The organism is Lactococcus formosensis (genome assembly GCF_037892375.1).
In the GTDB taxonomy this organism is placed as follows: domain Bacteria; phylum Bacillota; class Bacilli; order Lactobacillales; family Streptococcaceae; genus Lactococcus; species Lactococcus formosensis.
Window position 1 is genome coordinate 1,092,082 of record NZ_CP141721.1, and the last position, 24,181, is coordinate 1,116,262.

At 40.5% G+C, this 24,181-nt stretch carries 14 protein-coding genes, 16 tRNA genes and 3 rRNA genes; 32 read left to right on the forward strand and 1 reads right to left on the reverse strand.

All coding sequences use genetic code 11. From position 1 onward, the window contains the following. The first annotated feature begins 1 nt into the window (after position 1). The 4 genes from VNN39_RS05325 to VNN39_RS05340 all read left to right on the forward strand — a co-directional run bounded on the left by VNN39_RS05325 (position 2) and on the right by VNN39_RS05340 (position 4,083). Positions 2-778, forward strand: coding sequence for an ABC transporter ATP-binding protein (locus tag VNN39_RS05325; protein WP_338996916.1), 777 nt, complete (start codon positions 2-4; stop codon positions 776-778). A 260-nt stretch (positions 779-1,038) separates the two neighbouring features. Then, on the forward strand, positions 1,039-1,872 hold the full coding sequence (locus VNN39_RS05330; RefSeq protein ID WP_213496907.1) for a LicD family protein: 834 nt from the start codon (positions 1,039-1,041) through the stop codon (positions 1,870-1,872). After that, positions 1,787-2,815: a glycosyltransferase gene (locus tag VNN39_RS05335; RefSeq protein WP_243415556.1), complete on the forward strand. Its 1,029-nt coding sequence runs from the start codon at positions 1,787-1,789 to the stop codon at positions 2,813-2,815. Before VNN39_RS05330 ends, VNN39_RS05335 begins: the two co-directional genes overlap by 86 nt. Before the next feature lie 194 nt (positions 2,816-3,009). Further along, positions 3,010-4,083, forward strand: coding sequence for a glycosyl transferase (locus tag VNN39_RS05340; RefSeq protein WP_338996920.1), 1,074 nt, complete (start codon positions 3,010-3,012; stop codon positions 4,081-4,083). A 49-nt stretch (positions 4,084-4,132) separates the two neighbouring features. On the opposite strand, the gene VNN39_RS05345 is transcribed toward VNN39_RS05340, so the two are convergent. Then, positions 4,133-5,653 carry a lipopolysaccharide biosynthesis protein gene (locus tag VNN39_RS05345; protein WP_338996922.1) on the reverse strand — a complete coding sequence of 507 codons (1,521 nt, stop codon included), beginning with the start codon at positions 5,651-5,653 and terminating at the stop codon, positions 4,133-4,135. Between the two features lie 307 nt (positions 5,654-5,960). Between VNN39_RS05345 and pnp the strand changes: the two genes are divergently transcribed. The 28 genes from pnp (at position 5,961) to rpoD (ending at position 23,989) form a co-directional block, all read left to right on the forward strand. Continuing rightward, complete coding sequence (gene pnp, locus VNN39_RS05350) at positions 5,961-8,240, forward strand: polyribonucleotide nucleotidyltransferase (protein WP_338996924.1); 2,280 nt, start codon at positions 5,961-5,963, stop codon at positions 8,238-8,240. 63 nt (positions 8,241-8,303) lie between these two features. Continuing rightward, the gene (cysE, locus tag VNN39_RS05355) at positions 8,304-8,903 is read left to right on the forward strand and encodes a serine O-acetyltransferase (protein WP_017370358.1); all 600 of its coding nucleotides are present in this window, start codon (positions 8,304-8,306) and stop codon (positions 8,901-8,903) included. Further along, entirely contained in the window at positions 8,887-10,239 is a 1,353-nt protein-coding gene (gene cysS, locus VNN39_RS05360) for a cysteine--tRNA ligase (RefSeq protein WP_213496913.1), read from the forward strand. The genes cysE and cysS overlap by 17 nt, the downstream gene beginning before the upstream one ends. Continuing rightward, entirely contained in the window at positions 10,232-10,633 is a 402-nt protein-coding gene (locus VNN39_RS05365; RefSeq protein ID WP_017370356.1) for a Mini-ribonuclease 3, read from the forward strand. The genes cysS and VNN39_RS05365 overlap by 8 nt, the downstream gene beginning before the upstream one ends. An 85-nt stretch (positions 10,634-10,718) precedes the next feature. Beyond that, a complete protein-coding gene (locus VNN39_RS05370; RefSeq protein WP_017370355.1) occupies positions 10,719-11,090 on the forward strand; it encodes a DUF1033 family protein in 372 nt (123 codons plus the stop codon). Positions 11,091-11,232: 142 nt separating this feature from the next. Continuing rightward, complete coding sequence (locus VNN39_RS05375) at positions 11,233-11,781, forward strand: hypothetical protein (protein WP_338996927.1); 549 nt, start codon at positions 11,233-11,235, stop codon at positions 11,779-11,781. A 154-nt stretch (positions 11,782-11,935) separates the two neighbouring features. After that, positions 11,936-13,810: a tRNA uridine-5-carboxymethylaminomethyl(34) synthesis enzyme MnmG gene (gene mnmG, locus VNN39_RS05380; RefSeq protein ID WP_165713954.1), complete on the forward strand. Its 1,875-nt coding sequence runs from the start codon at positions 11,936-11,938 to the stop codon at positions 13,808-13,810. A gap of 302 nt (positions 13,811-14,112) precedes the next feature. Then, positions 14,113-15,661: ribosomal RNA gene (locus VNN39_RS05385) — 16S ribosomal RNA — on the forward strand. A gap of 108 nt (positions 15,662-15,769) precedes the next feature. Further along, positions 15,770-15,842 (forward strand) — tRNA-Ala (locus VNN39_RS05390). 167 nt (positions 15,843-16,009) lie between these two features. Next, positions 16,010-18,909, forward strand: a 23S ribosomal RNA gene (locus VNN39_RS05395). Between the two features lie 84 nt (positions 18,910-18,993). Then, positions 18,994-19,109 (forward strand): 5S ribosomal RNA (rrf, locus tag VNN39_RS05400). The 16S, 23S and 5S rRNA genes sit together here with 16 tRNA genes alongside, the layout of an rRNA operon. Before the next feature lie 4 nt (positions 19,110-19,113). Further along, a tRNA-Val gene (locus VNN39_RS05405) sits at positions 19,114-19,186 on the forward strand. A 2-nt stretch (positions 19,187-19,188) separates the two neighbouring features. Next, positions 19,189-19,261, forward strand: a tRNA-Asp gene (locus tag VNN39_RS05410). 38 nt (positions 19,262-19,299) lie between these two features. Next, a tRNA-Lys gene (locus VNN39_RS05415) sits at positions 19,300-19,372 on the forward strand. 46 nt (positions 19,373-19,418) lie between these two features. Next, positions 19,419-19,500, forward strand: a tRNA-Leu gene (locus VNN39_RS05420). Positions 19,501-19,511: 11 nt separating this feature from the next. After that, a tRNA-Thr gene (locus VNN39_RS05425) sits at positions 19,512-19,584 on the forward strand. 69 nt (positions 19,585-19,653) lie between these two features. Beyond that, positions 19,654-19,725: transfer RNA gene (locus tag VNN39_RS05430), tRNA-Gly, on the forward strand. A gap of 17 nt (positions 19,726-19,742) precedes the next feature. Continuing rightward, positions 19,743-19,816, forward strand: a tRNA-Arg gene (locus VNN39_RS05435). A 41-nt stretch (positions 19,817-19,857) separates the two neighbouring features. Continuing rightward, a tRNA-Pro gene (locus tag VNN39_RS05440) sits at positions 19,858-19,931 on the forward strand. Positions 19,932-19,959: 28 nt separating this feature from the next. Then, a tRNA-Met gene (locus VNN39_RS05445) sits at positions 19,960-20,033 on the forward strand. A gap of 15 nt (positions 20,034-20,048) precedes the next feature. Continuing rightward, positions 20,049-20,122, forward strand: a tRNA-Ile gene (locus tag VNN39_RS05450). A gap of 6 nt (positions 20,123-20,128) precedes the next feature. Further along, positions 20,129-20,218: transfer RNA gene (locus tag VNN39_RS05455), tRNA-Ser, on the forward strand. Positions 20,219-20,225: 7 nt separating this feature from the next. Then, positions 20,226-20,298: transfer RNA gene (locus VNN39_RS05460), tRNA-Phe, on the forward strand. Positions 20,299-20,301: 3 nt separating this feature from the next. Continuing rightward, positions 20,302-20,372 (forward strand) — tRNA-Gly (locus VNN39_RS05465). 39 nt (positions 20,373-20,411) lie between these two features. Further along, a tRNA-Ile gene (locus VNN39_RS05470) sits at positions 20,412-20,485 on the forward strand. 38 nt (positions 20,486-20,523) lie between these two features. Further along, positions 20,524-20,611, forward strand: a tRNA-Ser gene (locus tag VNN39_RS05475). 73 nt (positions 20,612-20,684) lie between these two features. Then, a complete protein-coding gene (gene dnaG, locus VNN39_RS05480) occupies positions 20,685-22,571 on the forward strand; it encodes a DNA primase (RefSeq protein ID WP_339006950.1) in 1,887 nt (628 codons plus the stop codon). A gap of 35 nt (positions 22,572-22,606) precedes the next feature. After that, positions 22,607-23,989, forward strand: a complete 1,383-nt coding sequence (rpoD, locus tag VNN39_RS05490) for an RNA polymerase sigma factor RpoD (RefSeq protein ID WP_017370526.1) — start codon at positions 22,607-22,609, stop codon at positions 23,987-23,989. Positions 23,990-24,181: the final 192 nt, after the last annotated feature.

The following is a 24,181-nucleotide window of genomic DNA, read 5'->3' on the forward strand; positions in this document are numbered from 1 at the left end:
AATGTTAAAAGTTGAAAATTTGAAAGTTGAGTATTCTGGGAAAGAAATCCTTTCTGATATTAATTTTTCTATCGGAGCAGGCGAAAGATTAGCGATTTTAGGCCCGAATGGTAGCGGTAAATCGACTCTACTGAAGAGTCTAGCTGGACTGCTAAAGTACCAAGGAAAAATTGAGATTAATAAACAATCTTTGTCCACACTAAAAAGAATTGAATTAGCTGAAAAAGTAGCCCTCTTATCTCAAAATACATCTGTATATTTCTCTTACTCTGTCTATGAAACCTTGATGATGGGACTCTATACTCAGTTGAGGAAGCGATTTATGGCAGTAGCGCGTGCCCAGGATAAGGCTCGCTTAGCACAAGTGATGACGGAACTTGATTTGGATAAGATAAAAGATCAGCAGCTGTCGACACTTTCTGGTGGTCAATTGCAGCATGTTTTTTTTGCTCGGACATTGTTGCAGAATCCACAGATTGTTTTACTGGATGAACCCAATAATCATTTGGATATCTATTACCAACTGGAAATGTTGCGTAATATTGACAAGTATTTTGCTCAAAATCAAATCATTATTGCTGTTTTTCATGACATTAATTTAGCCCTGTCTTTTTCGGAAAATATTTTAGTTTTACATGAAGGAAGAATCTTAAAACAAGGGAAAGCAAAGAATGTCCTATCGAGAAGCTTTTTAGAGCAGCTCTACCAGACGGACGTTGTAGATTATATGCTTGAAAAAAATAAATTCTGGCAAGAGATGGACAAAAAACACGAATAAAAATAGAAATTTTCGAGTGAAGAAAAAATCATAAAAAAAGTGCAACATTGACGTTGCATTTTTTTATTGAGCGAAATGATGCACTTTGGCTTTAGTCATCATTTTTTCTTTTTTAGAAAAAGCCTTCTCACTAAAACGAAATTTTATCTACATATTATAACATATGTATAACAAAATAAAGACAGATATTGAGGAAGAATCATAAATTTGCTATACTAAGGTGTTATATGGCTTATAATTGCGACTAAGGATATGGAAAAATGAAAGAAATAACAAAAGAGGAGCAACGTGATGTTCAGCTAGGGCTCATGTCTTATATTGACAAAGTTTGTCGTGAACAAGATATAGAATACTCTATTAGTGCTGGGACATTGCTTGGTTCGGTGAAATATAAGGGGTATATTCCTTGGGATGATGATATCGATATGATGTTAACGCGTCCCAACTACGAGCGTTTAATGGAAGCGCTTATGCAAGGTTTACCTAAACACTTTACACTTTTGTATTATAAGAACCATACCGCTTATCTCCCTTTTGCTAAATTATATGATAATCGTACTTATTTTGTAAGTGAATTAGATACTTTGAATAAAGGGACTGGACTTTTTATTGATATTTTTCCTCTGGATAGTTTGCCTGAGGACAAAGTTGAAGGTGAACATTTCAAGAAAAAAGTCCGCACAGCAGTGACTAAACTCGTTTCATCAGCACCGAGTGGACTTTCATATGCAAGTTCTGAGAAGCGTATTTATTTTTTTGCGAAATCTCTCCTATGGCTTCCTTACCATTTGCGTTATAAGGGACGTAGCCGTGTACTGGCTGAACGAGTTGATGTTTTGATGCAAAAATACAATGATGAAGAACATAAATTCTGTAATTTTGTGTGGTCGCCGCCAAAGAAAACAGCATATTTTGATAAAGGCATCTTTACAGAATATGAGGATATTGATTTTGAACATTTAAAGCTCAAGAAAATCAAAAATCATGACGTTTATTTGAGTGAACTCTATGGAGATTGGCGTAATCCTCCGAAAAAAAGAGCAGTACGTAACCACAGTTACTATCGATGGTATTGGAAAGATAAAAATGACTAAAACAGCTGTACTTGTCGCCACTTACAATGGCGAAAAAATATTACAAAAACAATTGGATACGATTCGGGAGCAGGAACTGAAGCCCGATTTTGTTCTTTTTAGAGATGATCGCTCGACAGATAATACTGTGGCGTTTTTAAAGGATTATATTGCAAAATATAATTTGGAAAATTGGATCATTAAAATTAATGATGTGAATATTGGTTGGCGTCTAAACTTTCGTCAGCTTTTAGTCGATACTTTAAATTACGATATTGATATAGCTTTCTTTTCTGACCAGGATAATATTTGGCATCTGGATAAAAATCTTCGACAGGTCAGGGTCATGGAAGAGCATCCTGAAATGGAGCTACTTTCAGCAGATATAGAGGTAAAAAAAGTTTCCGAAGATGTGGCAGATTTGCCGCGTTGGTTTACATATTTTAAGTTTGATCAGAATCAAGAATTTTCAAAGTACCCACTTCGTTTTGGCTATTCTTCTTATCGTGTTGGCTGGGTAGTTGGTATGCGTCGAAAATTTATTGCTGATATTGTAAAATATTGGAAACCCGAATATAATATTACCCATGATGTACTCGTTGCCGCTCTATCAAGCTTAACCGAGACGGGCTATAATTTGAACCATGTGGTAGGTACACATTTACTACATGATAGTAATGCTACGGGAGATAGGCTTTTAACTGTACATTCCCCCAAGCAAGTACATGTGGATGAACTCTATAAATTTGTCGGATTCTATGATGTAATGTATCATGTCTTGCAAGAACGGGGTTCGAACCATGCACCACGAGTAAAGGCTTATTATGATTTTTATGTTAAGCGTCATTCAATGGCACGCGATAATAAATTCTGGAGTGTATTAATGCAGATTGTTAAAGATTGGAACTATTATGATGGAATGAGCGGCCGTCTACGTGATATTTTATTTGCTTTTAAGAGATAGTGTGAGGTAGGGAAGTGTATGATCATTACGTAGAGCAACACATTGCTCATCATTTAGAATCTCAGGACGATGAATATTATAAATTTGGTTATCGTATTTTTGGACCTTATCTCTTTGGGATGAGTGCTTGGCTTTACCAGAAAATAACAAAACAGGATTTAAAAAGAGTTCTTTTTTTGGCACGTGACGGATATATGGTTAAAGAAGCATTTGATTTACTTTTTGAAGCAAGTGAATTTGAGGGTAAACGTGTTGAAAGCAGTTATATTTATGCTTCTCGTCGTAGTTTTGCCGTTCCAGCCTTGACTGAATGTCAGAATGTGGAAGAAATTTTCACCAAGTACCCTTATCTGAAAACAAGTTTTGGTAAAACTTTAAAAAAGTTAGGCTTAAATACTAAAGACGTAAAAAAATTTCCACAATCACTGCTTGATACAGTATTTAATAATTCGCAAGATCTTTTGGCTCATCCTGAAGCGCGTGCAGCACTAGAGCAAGTTTTCCCCAATATTTTACAGAACAGTCATCAAGAAGCAAAATTGCTCCAAGAATATTTTAAGCAAGAAAAGATACAAGGTGATATTGCGATTTTCGATATAGGATGGCATGGAACCTTACAAAAAGCTCTTTTTTCCTTAAAAGAAAAATTAAATATAAGCAGCATAAGAGGCTATTATACAGGGATTTTACCCAAAGTAAAGACAGATTCCTTGAAAAAGAGTCAAGGCTATCTTTTTGATAGCAATCATAATCAAGCATACTATAAGTTTATGGGCTTGAACTTTCCAATTTTTGAGCGGCTTTTCCAGCCTCAAGAAGGTTCTTGTATAGGGTTTAAAAAAGAAGGAGATCGAATTTATCCTAAGTTGGAAAACTTCTTTCATGAGAAAGTGAACGAGGATCTGGCTGATCTTTTAGCAATACAGACTGGTGCTTTGACATTTGTGAAAAATTTTTCAGAAGAGTTACCATCAGACAGCCCTTACTGGTATGAGAAAGATTCTAATTTTTGGTTTAGTGGTTTTGAACAAACAATAAAAAGACCAATACTATCAGAGGTTAAAGCGTTGGGAAGCTTAACTTTTGAAAATGAAGGGGAGCTTTATTATTTAGCCGCGCCTCAAAAACATATCACATATATATTAAAACCGCATCAGTTTATGCGAGATTTTCATAAGAGTTGGAAGGTAGGTTTTCTCAAAAGTCTTTTTAAAATCCCATTGCCTTATTATGCGTTTCTAAAGAAGCTTTATAAATTAGATATTTGAAGTCCTTAATAATAAAAATCATATCTATTATAGATATGATTTTTATTATTTATGTACGCTTGACTATACGATAGAGAAGCGACTTGAAATATTGGAATTCAGAAGTTCGGTGATAGATAAAAAAGAGAAGTCCATTCGGTAAAATCAGAGCCAAAAAGATGCTAGCCATTAGATTCAACCAATTATTATGTATTTGATTTAACAGTAAAGTAGAGGCACTACTTAAGAGTAATATGCCACCAAAAATAGTAAAGTATTTAAGCTGCTCAATAATATAAACCGAAATTGGTCGCTCAAAAAGTGGCGAATAGATATATTTAGGGAAACTATAACCATAGAGGATTAGAGTACTTAAGAAGGTGCCGAGGAGTACCCCAGTGAGCCCCATAAAAGTGACAAAGAACAAGGAAAGTCCAAGATTCAGTACCGCGCCGATAACCGGAATATGTCGATTTTCATAGAAAATGCCAGAAGCATCTTGAAAAAGGCGAATCGGTTTACGCATCCCTAACACATAGAAGTTCAAAACTATCATGAGTAAAACAGGGAAGCTCAAAGTGAACTTATCACCAAGCCATACCGCGATAAAAGCTTGCATTGCGAGTAATATAGCAGAAGAAACGCTTGAAAAAATCCAAAAAGTAGCAAAGCTGAGATTTTTATAAACATCAAAAGACTTTTCAGTGTTTTTCTCCGTGAGGAGATTACCAATGCTAGCAGTTAAACCACCGAGAGCTGCCATAAGCAGCCCAGAGATGTTCCCAGTAATTAAGCTATAGTTAGAGTATAGTCCCATTGTCGTTAACCCAAGAAACTTGGTGATAACGAGACTGTCCGAACCCATAACGACAAATGTTCCGATATTATGATAGAACATGCCGTAAATCTGCTTTTTGAAACGCTGCAAAATTTCTGGATCTAACTTTCGAATTTCTTTTTCTTTAAGCCAAGGATAACGCTTATCTGCATAGGCTTGAATAAAAAGATTTTCGATAATGGAAAGAAGGAGCGCAGAAATAAGATAAAGGGCAAAACTTTTGAAAGCGAAGAGGACAATAATATAAGCAATATTGACGATCAAGGTATAAAGCGTGTCAAAGATATTGACAACATAGTTTTTTTGATCCGCATATAAAATACTGCGCTTATAGCTGAAAAGATATCCTGCAACACTATTAGCTAAAAAGAGGAGGTAAATGATAAAGATATTATCATGAATGCCTTGATAAGAGCTAAAAAAGTTTAGGAAGGGAAGGAGAAGCAAGCCTAAAAGGGTCACAATCGCAGCGACCATACGATAAGCAGTGCGATAAAAGTTCATCAGGGATTTCATGGTTTCAATATCTTTTTCAGCAATGTAGCGGTACATATTGAATACGATGGCACTACCAATACCCAACTCTGCGATAGAAAGCATAGAGAGGATGCTCGTAAAGAGGCCATTGAGACCTTGATAACTAATTCCTAGGGTATAGATAAAAACAGTCCGGGTAACAAATCCCAGAATCATCCCAATAATTTTTTGAATTATTGTCAAAGATGAATTTCGTAATGAATTAACGACTCGCATCGACGTTTCCTTTTCAGTTGAGTTTTTAAAATTACTCTTATTATAGCACGATTTAGGGGACTCTTTATTTTAAGAAAGACGAATGAGAAAATGTGCGAAGATAACAGAAAAAGTGAACGTTTTCTTTTTGAAAGTATTACCGCTTAAAACCGTTATAGATTGCTTTTGTGAAGCTTTTTTTATCATTGAAAATATAGTATAATGAGCACAGTGCTCTTCTATACAAAAATGAGTTTACTTGTGAAAAAGAAAATTGATTTTTGGATAGAAATGAGAAGCACAGAAATTTCGAAAAGTGGGAGAAAACATGACAAAAGAAACATTTAAAATGAATTTTGCAGGACGCGAACTTGTTGTTGAAACAGGCCAGGTTGCCAAGCAAGCCAATGGTGCAGTCGTCGTTCGTTATGGAGACACAACCATACTTACTGCAGCGACTATGTCGAAAAAAATGGCGAATGGTGATTTTTTCCCTTTGCAGGTTAATTACGAAGAAAAAATGTATGCTGCTGGAAAATTCCCAGGGGGCTTTAATAAGCGTGAAGCACGACCATCAACTTATGCTACCTTGACCGCTCGTTTAATCGATCGCCCTATACGTCCGATGTTTGCTGAAGGTTTTCGAAATGAAGTGCAAGTAATCAATACTGTACTCTCTTATGACGAGGATGCGAGTGGACGAATGGCAGCGATGTTTGGAAGTTCCTTAGCACTCGCCATTTCAGATATCCCTTTTGATGGTCCGATTGCGGGTGTTGAAGTGGGGTATGTAGATGGAGAAATCGTCATTAATCCAGATGTTGCACAGATGCAGAGGTCTGATTTGGATCTTGCTGTTGCTGGAAATATCGATGCGATTAACATGGTTGAGTCAGGTGCAAAAGAACTATCAGAAACAATCATGCTTGAGGCTTTGCTTGCAGGGCATGAAGCGGTCAAAGAATTGATTGCTTTCCAAAATGAAATTGTAGCTAAAGTAGGTAAGAACAAAGCGGAAGTTGAACTTTTACGTGTTGATGAAACCCTAAAAGCTCAAATTATTGCAGATTATAATAAAGATCTGCAGGCTGCTGTCCAAGTGGAAGAAAAGCTTGCGCGTGAATCAGCCACTCAAGCCGTTAAAGATCGTGTCAAATCAGAATATGAAACAACCTATGCTGATCATGAAGAATTTGAACGAATTATGCGAGATGTTGCTGAAATTCTGGAAGGAATGGAACATACAGAAGTACGTCGACTGATCACAGAAGATAAAATCCGTCCTGATGGTCGTAAAGTTGATGAAATTCGTCCATTAGAAGCCGAAATTGATTTTACACCAAATACAATTACACATGGTTCAGCTCTCTTTACACGAGGACAAACGCAAGCCCTGTCAACTTTGACTTTGGCCCCGATGGGTGAAGCACAAGTTATTGATGGCTTAGACATTGAATATAAAAAACGTTTTATGCATCATTACAATTTTCCGCAGTATTCAGTTGGAGAAACTGGACGTTATGGTGCTCCAGGTCGTCGCGAAGTAGGGCATGGGGCACTTGGTGAACGTGCACTTGAGCAAGTTATGCCCTCGCTAGAAGAATTTCCTTATGCTGTCCGTTTGGTTGCGGAAGTACTGGAGTCAAATGGCTCTTCATCTCAAGCTTCGATTTGTGCAGGCACCTTAGCTTTGATGGCTGGTGGAGTACCCATCAAAGCACCTGTAGCTGGAATTGCTATGGGCTTAATCTCAGATGGTTCCAACTACACTATTTTGACAGATATCCAAGGTTTGGAAGACCACTTTGGCGATATGGATTTTAAAGTTGCAGGTACACGAGAGGGTATTACTGCTCTACAAATGGACATCAAAATTTCAGGAATAACCGCCGAAATTTTGGCAGAAGCACTTGCACAAGCAAAACGTGCGCGCTTTGAAATATTAGATGTAATTGAAGCAACAATTTCAGAACCCCGTCCAAATCTTGCGCCATCAGCGCCTAAAATTGATACGATTAAAATTGATACGGACAAGATTAAAGTTGTTATTGGTAAGGGTGGCGAAACGATTGACAAAATCATCGAAGAAACAGGAGTCAAAATTGACATCGATGAAGACGGACTTTGTTCAATCTTTTCACCTGATCAGGCAGCTATTGACCGTGCGAAAGAAATCATTACAGAATTGGTCCGCGAAGCTAAGGTGGGTGATGTATATGAGGCCAAGGTAGTGAGGATTGAGAAATTTGGAGCATTTGTCCATCTTTTTGGCCATACTGATGCAATGGTGCATATTTCAGAGCTTGCGTGGGAACGTACCAACAAAGTTGAAGATGCGTTACATATCGGCGATGTTATTAAGGTCAAAATTATAAAAGTTGACGACAAAGGTCGTGTCGATGCATCAGTACGTGCTCTGGTAGAAAAACCGGAAGGCTATGTGGAACCTGAACATAAAACACGTGAACGCCGCAATGGAAATAATGGAAATGGTTCGCGTGGCTATCAGAAAGAAAAACCGTCTGGTCCTAAGTTTGAACGTCGTGAGCGCAAAGCTCCAGTCATAGATGAAGAGTTTCCAGAATTATCAACAACTCGACCTGAATGATAAAAAGGAGGAAGGCGCAGTGTAATGCGCTTTTCCTATAGATTTTTGCTATAATAAATGAATATGAAAAATAAAAAGAGAGGCTTTTGGCAGGAAGCCATCCGTGTCACGAAAGAAAATGATCCTGCTGCACGAACTGGGCTAGAAGTTCTCTTGACCTATCCGGGAGTAAAGGCTCTAGCAGCACATCGATTTAGTCACTGGCTTTGGACACATAACTTTAAACTTTGGGCTCGGATGAATTCACAGTTTTGGCGATTTTGGACACAAATCGAAATTCATCCAGGAGCAACGATTGCTCACGGGGTATTTATTGACCACGGCTCTGGATTGGTTATCGGTGAGACAGCGATAGTGGAAACTAACGTCAAGCTTTATCATGGCGTAACTCTTGGAGGAACAGGGAAAGATAAAGGAAAACGTCATCCCACGGTACGCAAAGGTGCCTTAATATCAGCCCACTCACAATTGCTTGGTCCTATCGAAATTGGTGAAAATGCCAAAGTAGGTGCTGGGGCTGTTGTCGTAAGTGATGTCCCACCCGATGTTACAGTGGTAGGAATTCCAGCAAAAGTTGTTCGAGTGAAGGGGCAAAAAGACTCAGAGAAAATTTCGTCCATAGAAGAAAAAAGGGAGGCGAGCTATCATGCTTCACATCTATAATACAATGACAAGAAAAATCGAGGAATTCCATCCCCTCGAAGAAAATAAAATTAAGATGTATGTTTGTGGACCAACAGTCTATAACTACATTCATATCGGCAATGCACGCTCTGTCGTTGCTTTCGATGTAATTCGTAGATATATGGAATACCGTGGCTTTGAAGTGACCTATGTTTCGAATTTTACAGATGTTGATGATAAAATTATCAAAGGAGCCGTTCAGGAGAATCTTACACCACTTGAATTATCTGACAAATATATTGCAGCATTCTATCAAGATACTGATGCTCTCAATGTTAAACGTGCAACTGCAAATCCAAGAGCGACAAATTATATTGACAAAATGATCACTTTTATTCAAGATCTAATGGATAAAGGGTTTGCTTATGAAGCAGAAGGGGATGTCTATTTCCGTGTCGCCAAATCAGAAGGGTATGCTAAACTTGCAAATAAAAATTTAGAAGAACTTCTCCAAGGCGCTTCTGGTCGAACAGATGAAGAAACAGCACGTAAAGAAAGTCCAGCGGACTTTGCATTATGGAAAGCTGCGAAAAAAGATGAAATCTCTTGGCCAAGTCCTTGGGGGGAGGGGCGTCCAGGGTGGCACATTGAATGTTCAGTGATGAGCAGTGACCTCTTAGGAGATACTTTAGATATCCATGCTGGAGGGGCTGACTTGGAGTTTCCTCATCATACCAATGAAATTGCGCAATCAGAAGCTAAAACAGGCAAAAAATTTGTGAACTACTGGATGCACAATGGATTTGTGAATGTCAGTGGTGAAAAAATGTCCAAGTCTTTAGGAAACTTTAAAACTGTGCACGAAATGCTTGATGTAGTGAGTCCAACTGTTCTCCGTTTTTTCTTGGCCACCACTCATTATCGTCGTCCTGTAAACTTTACGGATGAAGCCGTACAAGATGCAGAAAACAATGTTAAAAAGATTGAAAATGCCTACCGTAACCTTGAAGTAGAGGGTCAAGCGGACTTAGAAGTGCTTGCTAAATTTAAAGCAGAATTTGAAACAGCAATGGATGAGGACTTCAATATTGCGAATGGATTGACCGTTTTTTATGATTTTATCACTTGGGTAAATAAGGGAAATGGTGGATCAGAAATTAAAGCTTTCTTTGACGATATTCTCTTAATTCTCGGATTGCATTTTGAAAATCAAGATGTAAGATTAGATGCTGAAATTGAAGAATTAATCGAAGCAAGACAAGCGGCGAGAGCAGCTCGAGATTTCGCTCAAGCCGACAAGATTCGTGATGAATTAAAGGCACAGGGGATTGTACTTGAAGATACTGCACAGGGTGTGAGGTGGCATCGTGAATAAAAAAGACGCAGAATTATTAAATGGTATTGCGCTAGCTTATATTGGGGATGCCGTTTATGAAGTTTTTGTTAGAGATCACCTTCTAAATAAAGGGCTAACCAAACCTGGAGAACTTCAACGTCAAGCGACTCAGTATGTTTCTGCCAAAGCGCAAGCTGCCTTGATTCGTAAAATGGAAGAAGTTGATTTTCTAACTGAAGAAGAACTGCTTTATTTCAAGCGTGGGCGAAATGCTCACTCTAAAACAACAGCTAAAAACACAGATGTTGTAACGTATCGTGTTTCCACAGGTTTTGAAGCAGTTGTAGGGTTCTTGCACTTGACAAAAAAGACAGAGCGTTTAGAAGAATTTGCTGCCTTTTGTATTAAGAATATTGACGTCTCTGTAAAATAGTTCAAAATATTTCTCAAAAGCATATTTTTTCGTTACAATACATAACAAGAGATGTATATTAAAGAAAAGAAGCTGGGCAAGAAATATGTATAGAGTAATCACAATGTCAGGCTATGATGAACCATGGTGGTTTTTTGAAGACTGGCAAAAAGATATTCAATCGGTAGATGAATATGAAGACTTCTATCAAGCTTTGAAAAAGTACAAAAGTGAATGGCTAAAAATGGCAAAAAGCTATAAAGAGTTTAAAAGCCAAGATGACCTTTTAGCTGCATTCTGGAGAAGTGGAGATGAAATCTGGTGTGAAGAATGCGCAGGCTATCTCCAACGTTATCAAAGTTTGATGCTTTTAGAAGATTGGCATGTACTTCCAGTAGAGAAAAAGCGCTGGGCGTATGGTAAATCTTCTGGAGAATTACCTCCCAAATTTTGTAATAAATTCTGGGATAAAAAATAATCAAGTAGAAAAGGCTTCTAGTCATTGAACTAGGAGTCTTTTAATGTCTAAACTTTTCTAAGTAAAATACTATTGAAGATTAAATTATTTTGTTATAATTGTTTTATAATTAAATTCTAATCAAAATAGAAAGGAAATATGCTTGAAAAAACTACTTGTTATCACTGATATCACATTGGTTCTTGTGGGTGTTCTTTTAATTTTTGCTGTGCAACAAGATGAGAATTCTGTTGTAGCACCAACGGTAGGGCTTGTTCAAGCAGATCAATATAGTCCAGAAAAAACAATTAATGTTGAACAGATAAAGAGGGGAAATTTTGAAACAATTCAAGGGGAGTGGGTCAATGATGAAAGTGATATTGATGGTAGAACAGTACGGATTTTAGACGCAAAAGTCATCAAGCAGAAACGTGAGTTTCATCTCCGTTATGGAGGCATAGATGAACAAACAGGTCAGGTTTACTTATGGATGTATTTGGAAGGGATTGCTCCTGAAAATGGCTCACGATTTGAGATATACCCTAAAGGTAGTCCTATCCCAGTCAAACTAAGAAATGGTACAATTGATTATTCGGGAAAATATGATCCGACATTTCGAGGAGAGGACAGAATTCTACCAGAAGGTTCAGCACGAACAGTAGAAGAGCTTGCTTCATTGGTCCTGTATCGTGATACAGAAACAAAAGCGTAAAAATTAATAGGGGAATACTCTTGAAAATATTTTTGAAAAGAGTTAAAATAGTTCTATCATAAAAACTCGATGGTCAAGGCTCGGGAAGATATGTGCTTTTTAGCATGTATTTTTCACTGGCTTTGGCTTTTTGTTTTGTAAAAATGGAGAAATTATGGAATTTCAAGAAAAATATGATGTTATAGTGATAGGTGCGGGGCACGCTGGTGTAGAAGCAGCACTCGCCTCAGCTCGTATGGGAAGCAAAACGCTTTTATTAACAATTAACCTCGATATGGTAGCTTTCATGCCTTGTAATCCCTCAATCGGTGGGTCTGCTAAAGGAATAGTCGTCCGTGAAATCGATGCTCTCGGCGGCGAAATGGGAAAAAATATTGACAAAACTTATATTCAGATGAAAATGTTGAATACTGGTAAAGGTCCTGCAGTTCGTGCCTTACGTGCACAAGCAGACAAGGCGCTGTATTCTCAGGAAATGAAGCATACAGTAGAAAATCAAGAAAATCTAACTTTGCGTCAAGCCATGGTGGAAGAGATTCTGGTGGAAGATGAAAAAGTAACAGGCGTAAAGGTCACAACTGGAGCGAAGTATGCTGCAGAAGCTGTCATTGTTACTACAGGAACTGCTTTACGTGGTGAAATCATTATTGGTGAACTCAAATATTCTTCAGGGCCCAATAATTCGTTAGCTTCTGTTAGTTTGGCGGATAATTTACGCAATTTGGGATTTGAAATCGGGCGCTTCAAAACCGGTACACCGCCACGCGTCCTTTCATCAAGTATTAATTATGATGCGACTGAGATTCAACCAGGAGATGACAAGCCTAATCACTTTAGCTTTTTGTCAAAAGACGAAGATTATCTCAAAGAACAAATCCCTTGTTGGCTTACATACACAAGTAAAACGACACATGAGATTATTCAAGAAAATTTACACCGTGCCCCAATGTTTTCAGGAATTGTTAAAGGAGTTGGCCCCCGTTATTGTCCTTCTATAGAAGATAAAGTTGTACGCTTTGCGGACAAACCACGTCATCAACTCTTCTTGGAACCAGAAGGACGGAATACAGAAGAAGTATATATCCAAGGTCTATCTACAAGTTTACCCGAAGATGTTCAGTTTGATTTGGTCCGTTCTATTCCAGGTTTAGAAGAGGCAAAAATGATGCGTACTGGGTATGCTATCGAATATGATGTGGTTCTGCCGCATCAGCTCCGTCCAACATTGGAAACAAAACTTGTTTCTGGACTTTTCACTGCGGGGCAAACAAATGGCACATCTGGCTATGAAGAAGCAGCAGGTCAAGGACTGGTTGCCGGGATTAACGCTAGTCTTAAAGTTCAAGGTAAAGAAGAGCTTATCCTTAAGCGAAGTGATGCATATATTGGTGTAATGATTGATGACCTCGTGACCAAAGGTACATTAGAACCCTATCGATTATTGACTTCACGTGCTGAATATCGTTTGATTTTACGCCATGATAACGCGGATATGCGTTTGACAAGGACAGGACGAGAAATAGGCTTAGTGGATGATGAACGTTGGAATGCTTTCCAAGATAAAGTCACCTCTTACCAAACAGAAATTGCTCGTCTCAATAAAGAAAAGCTTAAACCTCTTGCAGATACACAGGAAAAACTGGGGGCTATGGGATTTGGTCCAATTAAAGATGCTTTGACAGGTATTGAATTCTTAAAACGTCCGGAAGTGAAATATGCGGATGTGATCAGGTTTGTTGGCGAATCTTCTGAGAAACTTGACCGAACTGTTATTGAGCTTATTGAAACAGAAGTTACTTATGAAGGGTACATCAAAAAAGCAAAAGAACAAGTAGAGAAGATGCACCGCTTAGAAGCTAAACGAATACCTAAGAATATGAATTGGGATGCCTTAGACAGTATTGCAACTGAAGCACGACAAAAATTTAAAAAAATAAATCCTGAAACTTTAGGACAAGCTAGTCGTATTTCAGGAGTAAATCCTGCCGATATTTCTATTTTGATGGTCTATCTTGAAGGAAAAAGATAAAAAACGAAAAATCAGACGGATTCCGTCTGATTTTTCATATGCCAAGAACGTGACAACGGCGGGGTTTTCCGAACGAAGGCAAAAAAAAACAGAAAAAAGGACAGTTTATTCTTGACAGAAGGGAGTGAGTTTGATAGAATATAATAGTTGTCGCGAGAGAGCACATCTCAAGTGAGAGCGATAGACCTTTGAAAACTGAATAAAGTAGAATGACTATATGCGAGAAGTTAACTTCTTGTATACCAACTGTCAATTCAATAATGAAAGACAAAACAACAGCCAGTTCATTTGATGAACTAAATTTAAATGAGAGTTTGATCCTGGCTCAGGACGAACGCTGGCGGCGTGCCTAATACATGCAAGTCGAGCGATGATTGAAGATAGCTTGCTATTTTCATGAAGAGCGGCGAACGGGTGAGTAACGCGTGGGAAATCTGCCGAGTAGCGGGGGACAACGTTTGGAAACGAACGCTAATACCGCATAACAATGAGAATCGCATGATTCTTATTTGAAAGAAGCAATTGCTTCACTACTTGATGATCCCGCGTTGTATTAGCTAGTTGGTAGTGTAAAGGACTACCAAGGCGATGATACATAGCCGACCTGAGAGGGTGATCGGCCACACTGGGACTGAGACACGGCCCAGACTCCTACGGGAGGCAGCAGTAGGGAATCTTCGGCAATGGGGGCAACCCTGACCGAGCAACGCCGCGTGAGTGAAGAAGGTTTTCGGATCGTAAAACTCTGTTGTTAGAGAAGAACGTTAAGTAGAGTGGAAAATTACTTAAGTGACGGTATCTAACCAGAAAGGGACGGCTAACTACGTGCCAGCAGCCGCGGTAATACGTAGGTCCCAAGCGTTGTCCGGATTTATTGGGCGTAAAGCGAGCGCAGGTGGTTTCTTAAGTCTGATGTAAAAGGCAGTGGCTCAACCATTGTGTGCATTGGAAACTGGGAGACTTGAGTGCAGGAGAGGAGAGTGGAATTCCATGTGTAGCGGTGAAATGCGTAGATATATGGAGGAACACCGGAGGCGAAAGCGGCTCTCTGGCCTGTAACTGACACTGAGGCTCGAAAGCGTGGGGAGCAAACAGGATTAGATACCCTGGTAGTCCACGCCGTAAACGATGAGTGCTAGCTGTAGGGAGCTATAAGTTCTCTGTAGCGCAGCTAACGCATTAAGCACTCCGCCTGGGGAGTACGACCGCAAGGTTGAAACTCAAAGGAATTGACGGGGGCCCGCACAAGCGGTGGAGCATGTGGTTTAATTCGAAGCAACGCGAAGAACCTTACCAGGTCTTGACATACTCGTGCTATCCTTAGAGATAAGGAGTTCCTTCGGGACACGGGATACAGGTGGTGCATGGTTGTCGTCAGCTCGTGTCGTGAGATGTTGGGTTAAGTCCCGCAACGAGCGCAACCCTTATTACTAGTTGCCATCATTAAGTTGGGCACTCTAGTGAGACTGCCGGTGATAAACCGGAGGAAGGTGGGGATGACGTCAAATCATCATGCCCCTTATGACCTGGGCTACACACGTGCTACAATGGATGGTACAACGAGTCGCCAACCCGCGAGGGTGCGCTAATCTCTTAAAACCATTCTCAGTTCGGATTGCAGGCTGCAACTCGCCTGCATGAAGTCGGAATCGCTAGTAATCGCGGATCAGCACGCCGCGGTGAATACGTTCCCGGGCCTTGTACACACCGCCCGTCACACCACGGAAGTTGGGAGTACCCAAAGTAGGTTGCCTAACCGCAAGGAGGGCGCTTCCTAAGGTAAGACCGATGACTGGGGTGAAGTCGTAACAAGGTAGCCGTATCGGAAGGTGCGGCTGGATCACCTCCTTTCTAAGGAATATAAAAAAGATGTCTTCTACTTTATTCAGTTTTGAGGGGTCTATAAAGACCAAACAAGCAGTCTTTTGATGCAAGATAGAGAAGATTGCGTTGAGAGAAGGGGCCTTAGCTCAGCTGGGAGAGCGCCTGCTTTGCACGCAGGAGGTCAGCGGTTCGATCCCGCTAGGCTCCATAAGATACGAAAGTGTCTTGTCAACGAAGACGTTAAAATAGGAATTGATCATTGAAAACTAAATAACAATATCTTATAACGATAAATAAACCGAGAAATGTTTTAAACATTTCTGTAAAGCTGCGAATTATTTTAAATAGTTCGAAAAAACTTATACTTGTTTTAATGGCAAAGTTAATAAGGGCGCACGGTGGATGCCTTGGCATTAAGAGCCGATGAAGGACGTGACTAACGACGATATTCTAGGGGGAGCAGTAAGTACGCATTGATCCCTAGGTCTCCGAATGGGGAAACCCACTATGTTATGCATAGTATCCGTAAGTGAATACATAGCTTACGCGAAGGTAACGCAGAGAACTGAAACATCTAAGTACCTGCAGGAAGAGAAAGTAAAAACGATTTCCTAAGTAGCGGCGAGCGAACGGGAAACAGGCCAAACCAAGAAGCTTGCTTCTTGGGGTTGTAGGACTGCAACGTGGACTTAAAGTCTATAGAAGAATTACCTGGGAAGGTAAGCCAAAGAGAGTAATAGCCTCGTATTTGAAATAGACTTTATACCTAGCAGTATCCTGAGTAGGGCTGGACACGCGAAATCCAGTTTGAATCCGGGAGGACCATCTCCCAAGCCTAAATACTCCTTAATGACCGATAGTGAACCAGTACCGTGAGGGAAAGGTGAAAAGAACCCCGGGAGGGGAGTGAAATAGCACCTGAAACCGTGTGCCTACAAGAAGTTCGAGCCCGTCAATGGGTGAGAGCGTGCCTTTTGTAGAATGAACCGGCGAGTTACGTTATGATGCGAGGTTAAGCTGAAGAGGCGGAGCCGTAGCGAAAGCGAGTCTGAATAGGGCGCTTTAGTATCATGATGTAGACCCGAAACCTAGTGACCTATCCATGAGCAGGTTGAAGGTGCGGTAAGACGCACTGGAGGACCGAACCAGGACACGTTGAAAAGTGTTTGGATGACTTGTGGATAGCGGAGAAATTCCAAACGAACTGGGAGATAGCTGGTTCTCTCCGAAATAGCTTTAGGGCTAGCGTCGCAATTTAAGTGTATTGGAGGTAGAGCACTGTTTGGATGAGGGGCCCATCTCGGGTTACCAATTTCAGATAAACTCCGAATGCTAATACACATGTGCGGCAGTCAGACTGCGAGTGCTAAGATCCGTAGTCGAAAGGGAAACAGCCCAGACCACCAGCTAAGGTCCCAAAATATATGTTAAGTGGAAAAGGATGTGGGGTTGCACAGACAACTAGGATGTTAGCTCAGAAGCAGCTATCATTCAAAGAGTGCGTAATAGCTCACTAGTCGAGTGACCCTGCGCCGAAAATGTACCGGGGCTAAACATATTACCGAAGCTGTGGATTTAATATTAATTAAATGGTAGGAGAGCGTTGTAATCAGCGATGAAGGTATACCGTGAGGGGTGCTGGAGCGATTACAAGTGAGAATGCCGGTATGAGTAGCGCAAGATAAGTGAGAATCTTATCCACCGTAAGACTAAGGTTTCCAGGGGAAGGCTCGTCCGCCCTGGGTTAGTCGGGACCTAAGGCGAGGCCGAAAGGCGTAGTCGATGGACAACAGGTTGATATTCCTGTACTAGTATTGTTAGTGATGGAGGGACGCAGTAGGCTAAAGGGAGCCAGTTAATGGATTCTGGTCTAAGCAGTGAGGTGTGGAATGTGTCAAATGCATTTTCCTTTAACATTGAGCTGTGATGGGGAAGCAACTACGGTTGCGAAGCCCTTGATGTCACACTGCCAAGAAAATCTTCTAGCGTTTAATTCAATACTACCCGTACCGCAAACCGACACAGGTAGTCGAGGCGAGTAGCCTCAGGTGATCGAGAGAACTCTCGTTAAGGAACTCGGCAAAATGACCCCGTAACTTCGGGAGAAGGGGTGCTGTAGAAATACAGCCGCAGTGAAAAGATCCAAGCAACTGTTTATCAAAAACACAGCTCTCTGCTAAACCGCAAGGTGATGTATAGGGGGTGACGCCTGCCCGGTGCTGGAAGGTTAAGAGGAGGGGTTAGCTTAGGCGAAGCTCTGAATTGAAGCCCCAGTAAACGGCGGCCGTAACTATAACGGTCCTAAGGTAGCGAAATTCCTTGTCGGGTAAGTTCCGACCCGCACGAAAGGCGTAATGATTTGGATACTGTCTCAACGAGAGACTCGGTGAAATTTTAGTACCTGTGAAGATGCAGGTTACCCGCGACAGGACGGAAAGACCCCATGGAGCTTTACTGCAGATTGATATTGAGTACCTGTGAAGCATGTACAGGATAGGTAGGAGACTTTGACCTTGGGACGCTAGTTTCAAGTGAGTCGCTGTTGGGATACTACCCTTGCTTCATGGTTGCTCTAACCCACACGCATAATCGGCGTGGGAGACAGTGTCTGTCGGGCAGTTTGACTGGGGCGGTCGCCTCCTAAAGAGTAACGGAGGCGCCCAAAGGTTCCCTCAACATGGTTGGAAATCATGTGTAGAGTGTAAAGGTATAAGGGAGCTTGACTGCGAGAGCTACAACTCGAGCAGGTAGGAAACTAGGGCTTAGTGATCCGGTGGTACCGCATGGAAGGGCCATCGCTCAACGGATAAAAGCTACCCTGGGGATAACAGGCTTATCTCCCCCAAGAGTTCACATCGACGGGGAGGTTTGGCACCTCGATGTCGGCTCGTCGCATCCTGGGGCTGTAGTCGGTCCCAAGGGTTGGGCTGTTCGCCCATTAAAGCGGCACGCGAGCTGGGTTCAGAACGTCGTGAGACAGTTCGGTCCCTATCCGTCGCGGGCGTAGGAAATTTGAGAGGATCTGCCCTTAGTACGAGAGGACCGGGGTGGACTTACCGCTGGTGTACCAGTTGTTCCGCCAGGAGCACCGCTGGGTAGCTATGTAGGGAAGGGATAAGCGCTGAAAGCATCTAAGTGCGAAGCCCACCTCAAGATGAGATTTCCCATTCTTTATGAATTAAGAGCCCTGAGAGATGATCAGGTTGATAGGCTGGAAGTGGAAGTCCTGCGAGGGATGGAGCGGACCAGTACTAATAGCTCGAGGACTTTACCAAGTAATAGAACATATGAGTTTAGCTTTACTTATTTATCAAGAAATTGTTATTTAGTTTTGAGTGTTCAATACATTCAGACCATGATTTGGTATTCATTGCATAGGAGATACACCTGTTCCCATGTCGAACACAGAAGTTAAGTCCTATTACGCCGGAAGTAGTTGGGGGTTGCCCCCTGTGAGATATGGTAAATGCCAAGTGATTGGGAGTTTAGCTCAGCTGGGAGAGCATCTGCCTTACAAGCAGAGGGTCAGCGGTTCGATCCCGTTAACTCCCATAGGTTCCGTAGTGTAGCGGTTATCACGTCGCCCTGTCACGGCGAAGATCGCGGGTTCGATTCCCGTCGGAACCGTTTCAAGTAGACTTACTTGAAAGGTAATAAAAGAAATAGACTCGTTAGCTCAGTTGGTAGAGCATTTGACTTTTAATCAAAGGGTCGCTGGTTCGAGCCCAGCACGGGTCATACTTTAACATTAGGTTGAGGTATAAAGCGTAAAAGAACTTGTCAAGCGGATGTGGTGAAATTGGCAGACACGCTAGATTTAGGTTCTAGTGCTTTAGGGCGTGGGGGTTCAAGTCCCTTCATCCGCATTTCTTTTATAGCCGACTTAGCTCAGTTGGTAGAGCATCTGATTTGTAATCAGAGGGTCGCGTGTTCGAATCATGTAGTCGGCATTCCTTTAACTGTTGGACCTAGTGAAGCCAGATAGAGGGTTTGAGAGAGCTTGTCTTTCTTTAAGCGTTGCGAACGTAGTTCAGGGGTAGAACACAACCTTGCCATGGTTGGGGTCGCGAGTTCGAATCTCGTCGTTCGCTTTAAAATTAAATATTATGCACCCGTGGCTCAACTGGATAGAGTACCTGACTACGAATCAGGCGGTTGCAGGTTCGAATCCTGCCGGGTGCATTGATTTCTGAAAGAAATCATGATGATAATAAACTTTATCTCGGGAAGTAGCTCAGCTTGGTAGAGTACTTGGTTTGGGACCAAGGTGTCGCAGGTTCGAATCCTGTCTTCCCGATTGATAGCTTAGTCTATCAGAAATTTTTGGCGGTGTAGCTCAGCTGGCTAGAGCGTTCGGTTCATACCCGAGAGGTCGGGGGTTCGATCCCCTTCGCCGCTATTATATTTTACAGCTGGATCTTTAGCTCAGTTGGTTAGAGCTCTCGGCTCATAACCGAGCGGTCGTTGGTTCGAATCCAACAAGATCCACTTTTTGGAGGATTACCCAAGTCCGGCTGAAGGGAACGGTCTTGAAAACCGTCAGGCGGGTAAAACCGTGCGTGGGTTCGAATCCCACATCCTCCTTTCCTTTGGCTCGGTAGCTCAGTTGGTAGAGCAATGGATTGAAGCTCCATGTGTCGGCGGTTCGATTCCGTCTCGCGCCATTTGCGGGTGTAGTTTAGTGGTAAAACCTCAGCCTTCCAAGCTGATGTTGTGAGTTCGATTCTCATCACCCGCTTAAGAATTTTCTAGAAAATAGAAGATTTTTTGATAATTAGGGAGCATAGCTCAGTTGGTTAGAGCACTGTGTTGATAACGCAGGGGTCCGAGGTTCAAATCCTCGTGTTCCCATAGATGTTTATAATATCTATATATTGTGAATAACTGGTGGGGAGTTACTCAAGAGGCTGAAGAGGACGGTTTGCTAAATCGTTAGGTCGGGAAACCGGCGCGAGGGTTCGAATCCCTTACTCCCCTTCCGTATAACGGCTATTGTTGAATAGTCGTTTTTTATGCTTTATGTAGAATGTTTAAGATGAGAGGGGGGTATATGGCTTTTCTTACGAGCGAAGAAGTAACTGAGTTAAAAAATCAGGTAAATATTGCTGATTTAATTTCACAATATGTACCTCTCACAAAGTCTGGGAAGAATTATTTAGGACTTTGTCCTTTTCATGGTGAAAAAACACCGAGTTTCAATGTAAATGCTGATAAAGGTTTTTATCACTGCTTTGGCTGTGGGAAATCTGGCGATGTTATTGACTTCATAAAAGATTATAAACAAGTTGGTTTTGTCGATGCAGTAAAAGATGTAGCGAGTTTTGCTGGAATTACGGTAAATATTGAGAATGATTCTACTGCTGAAAAAGATAATCCTAATGCATTGCTCTATGATATAAATAATCAAGCTGCACGGCTTTATAATATCGTTTTAACGTCTACTGAGATAGGTAAACAAGCACGACTCTATCTGGAAAAGCGTGGGATTACTTCTGAGATTATCAAGCAGTTTAATATCGGCTTAGCACCAGACGAAAATGATTTCATTTTTAAAAATCTCTCTGGAAAATTTGATGAAAGTGTTCAGGCGAATTCCGGGCTTTTCAACTTTTCAAGTCACAAGGTTTTCGATGCTTTTCAAAACAGAATTATGTTTCCACTCAAAAATGAGTACGGGCATGTTGTGGGATTTTCAGGCCGAAAATGGCAAGAAAATGATACAAGTAAGGCAAAGTATATTAATACAAGTGCAACAAAAATCTTTGATAAATCTTACGAGCTTTATAATTTGGATAGAGCAAAACCAGTTATTTCCAAAACACGTGAAGTTTACTTGATGGAAGGTTTCATGGATGTTATTGCAGCTTATAAGGCTGGTGTGTATAACGTTGTTGCGACCATGGGAACAGCTTTAACTGAGAAACACGTAAAGCGTTTAAAAAAAATAGCTAAAAATTATGTTCTTATCTATGATGGCGATCAGGCGGGTCAAAATGCGATATATAAAGCAATTAATTTGATTGGTGAAGAGAAGACGCAGATTGTACGTGTTCCAGAAGGTTTGGATCCAGATGATTACAGTAAAAAATATTCATTAGAATCTTTATCTGGTCTGATGGAAAACAGCAGGATACAACCGACAGAGTTTTTAATCGATTATCTGAAGCCCGAAAATCTTTCGAATTTGCAAAACCAATTGGATTTTATTGAGCAAATGGCACCTGTTATTGCAAGGGTTTCATCAATTACAGCACAGGATGCTTTTATAAGAAAATTAGTTGAGATTTTGCCTGATTTCGAGTATAATCAAGTAGAGCAATCTGTCAATTTAAAGCGTGAAAACGTCCTTAAAACAAGGGCAGAAGCGGGAAATTTTGAAGAGAGTTTTGGAAGCTTTTCAGAAGAAGAGTTTTCGGATTACCCTATACCTGATTTTACTGCATCGGATCAGGATTATTATGAAACTTTTTCCTCTGCTCAAGAGGCTGTTAAAACTGTACAACAGCCTAAACTTCCAAGCTTATCGCGAAGTGAACGAGCAGAAGAACAACTTTTAAATCGAATGATTTATCATCAAAGTGTTCTTCATAAATTTGCAGAGGATGAAAATTTTCGCTTTGTACATCAGCGTTATCAGAATCTTTTTGACAAAATCATACTTGAGGTGATGAGTTTTGAAGAAATTGATCCTTCTCACTTTGGGACATCATTAGATGCTGAGGAGAAAAATTTATTTTATCAAATCTTGAGTCTGGATCTGCCAGATGAGATAAGTAGTGAGGAGCTTGAAGATTTGGTAGCCGTTTTTGCAAAAGAAATGGAGCAAATAAAGTTTAGTGAATTGCAAAAACAATTAGAAAATGCCCAAAAAGTAGGCAACAAGGAACGTGAGTTAGAACTCACAATCCAAATTATTAATCAGAAGAAAAAAATATAAGTCATTACTTATATTGTTCATTGGGGAGGATTAAATTGGCAAGTAATAATAAAAAAAGAATCAGTCAAATTGCAAAAGAAACTGGAATTACTAACAAAGCTTTAATCGCAAAAGCACAAGAACTTGGCATGGCGGTTAAATCTCACTCAAGTTCTATTTTTGAAGCTGAAGAAGCAAAACTCCTTGCAGCAATGGATTTTAAACCAATTATTGTTGAAAAGGTTGATGTAGAAGAGCTGAAAGAAAAGGGTTCTAAGCATGTAACCTCTGTTAAAGAAAAAGCAGCTAAGAAAATTGATATTAAAGATTCAGATACCTTTGACAACAAAGCTTTTGATAAAGCAGTAGCAGCATATATCACAAAACGTAAACCTCTCGAAGAAGCTTTAGATGATGAAATTACAGATGAGCTTGTAGTGAAATTTGGTTTGGAAGCCGAAGCCATCGAAGATTTACTTCAACAAATCCAAGATGCCGGCATTTCGATCGTCGATAAAGAAGGAAATCCTAGTCCATTAGCTTTGCAAGCTGAAGAAGAAGAAAAGCTTGATGATAATGCAATGGATGAAATCGTAACAAATGTCCGTATTGATGATCCTGTCCGCATGTATCTTAAGGAAATCGGACGTTATCCATTGATTTCGCTCGAAGAAGAAACAAAACTTGCGGAAGCTATTGTTGCAGGTGGTGATGAAGCAGAATTTGCCAAACAAATGCTTGCAGAAGCCAACTTACGTTTGGTTGTTTCCATTGCAAAACGTTATTCTGGACGCGGGATGCAATTCCTGGATTTGATTCAAGAAGGAAATATGGGACTTATGAAAGCTGTGGACAAATTTGACCACACTAAAGGTTTCAAATTCTCAACTTATGCGACATGGTGGATTCGTCAAGCAATCACACGTGCGATTGCTGACCAAGCACGTACAATTCGTATTCCTGTCCACATGGTTGAAACAATCAACAAGTTGATTCGTGTGCAACGTAATCTTTTACAAGAATTGGGCCGTGATCCTTTACCAGAAGAAATCGGTAAAGAATTACACATGACACCTGATAAAGTTCGTGAAGTCTTGAAAATTGCGCAAGAACCTGTATCATTGGAAACACCTATTGGTGAGGAAGACGATTCACATCTTGGTGATTTCATTGAAGATGATGTAATTGAAAGCCCTGTAGACTACACAAACCGTATCTTGCTTCGTGAACAGCTTGATGAAGTTATGGATACCTTGACAGACCGTGAAGAAAACGTATTGCGTATGCGTTTTGGACTTGATGATGGACGTATGCACACACTTGAAGATGTTGGTAAACAATTTAAAGTGACACGTGAACGTATTCGTCAAATTGAAGCTAAAGCGATTAAAAAATTGCGTCATCCTCGTCGCAGCAAACCATTGCGTGACTTTATGTAATATAAAAAACTCTCTCGACAGGTGTCGAAGAGTTTTTTCTTATAATTGAAAAAGAATATAGTACAAAAGATTTGATAAATTTGAGAGAAGTGATATAATAAAAATTATTAAAGGTCAAAAAAGGTCAAACTTTAAATAAAAGAAGCCAGACATGATTCTTTAATTCTAAAAAAATAAGTTAAAATAAAGAAA

Excerpts from the sequence above, each read along its gene's own strand:
- VNN39_RS05325 (WP_338996916.1), top strand. The coding sequence starts at position 2 with ATGTTAAAAGTTGAAAATTTGAAAGTTGAGTATTCTGGGAAAGAAATC.
- VNN39_RS05330 (WP_213496907.1), top strand. The coding sequence starts at position 1,039 with ATGAAAGAAATAACAAAAGAGGAGCAACGTGATGTTCAGCTAGGGCTC.
- VNN39_RS05335 (WP_243415556.1), top strand. The coding sequence starts at position 1,787 with ATGGAGATTGGCGTAATCCTCCGAAAAAAAGAGCAGTACGTAACCACA.
- VNN39_RS05340 (WP_338996920.1), top strand. The coding sequence starts at position 3,010 with ATGGTTAAAGAAGCATTTGATTTACTTTTTGAAGCAAGTGAATTTGAG.
- VNN39_RS05345 (WP_338996922.1), bottom strand. The coding sequence starts at position 5,653 with ATGCGAGTCGTTAATTCATTACGAAATTCATCTTTGACAATAATTCAA.
- pnp (WP_338996924.1), top strand. The coding sequence starts at position 5,961 with ATGACAAAAGAAACATTTAAAATGAATTTTGCAGGACGCGAACTTGTT.
- cysE (WP_017370358.1), top strand. The coding sequence starts at position 8,304 with ATGAAAAATAAAAAGAGAGGCTTTTGGCAGGAAGCCATCCGTGTCACG.
- cysS (WP_213496913.1), top strand. The coding sequence starts at position 8,887 with ATGCTTCACATCTATAATACAATGACAAGAAAAATCGAGGAATTCCAT.
- VNN39_RS05370 (WP_017370355.1), top strand. The coding sequence starts at position 10,719 with ATGTATAGAGTAATCACAATGTCAGGCTATGATGAACCATGGTGGTTT.
- mnmG (WP_165713954.1), top strand. The coding sequence starts at position 11,936 with ATGGAATTTCAAGAAAAATATGATGTTATAGTGATAGGTGCGGGGCAC.
- dnaG (WP_339006950.1), top strand. The coding sequence starts at position 20,685 with ATGGCTTTTCTTACGAGCGAAGAAGTAACTGAGTTAAAAAATCAGGTA.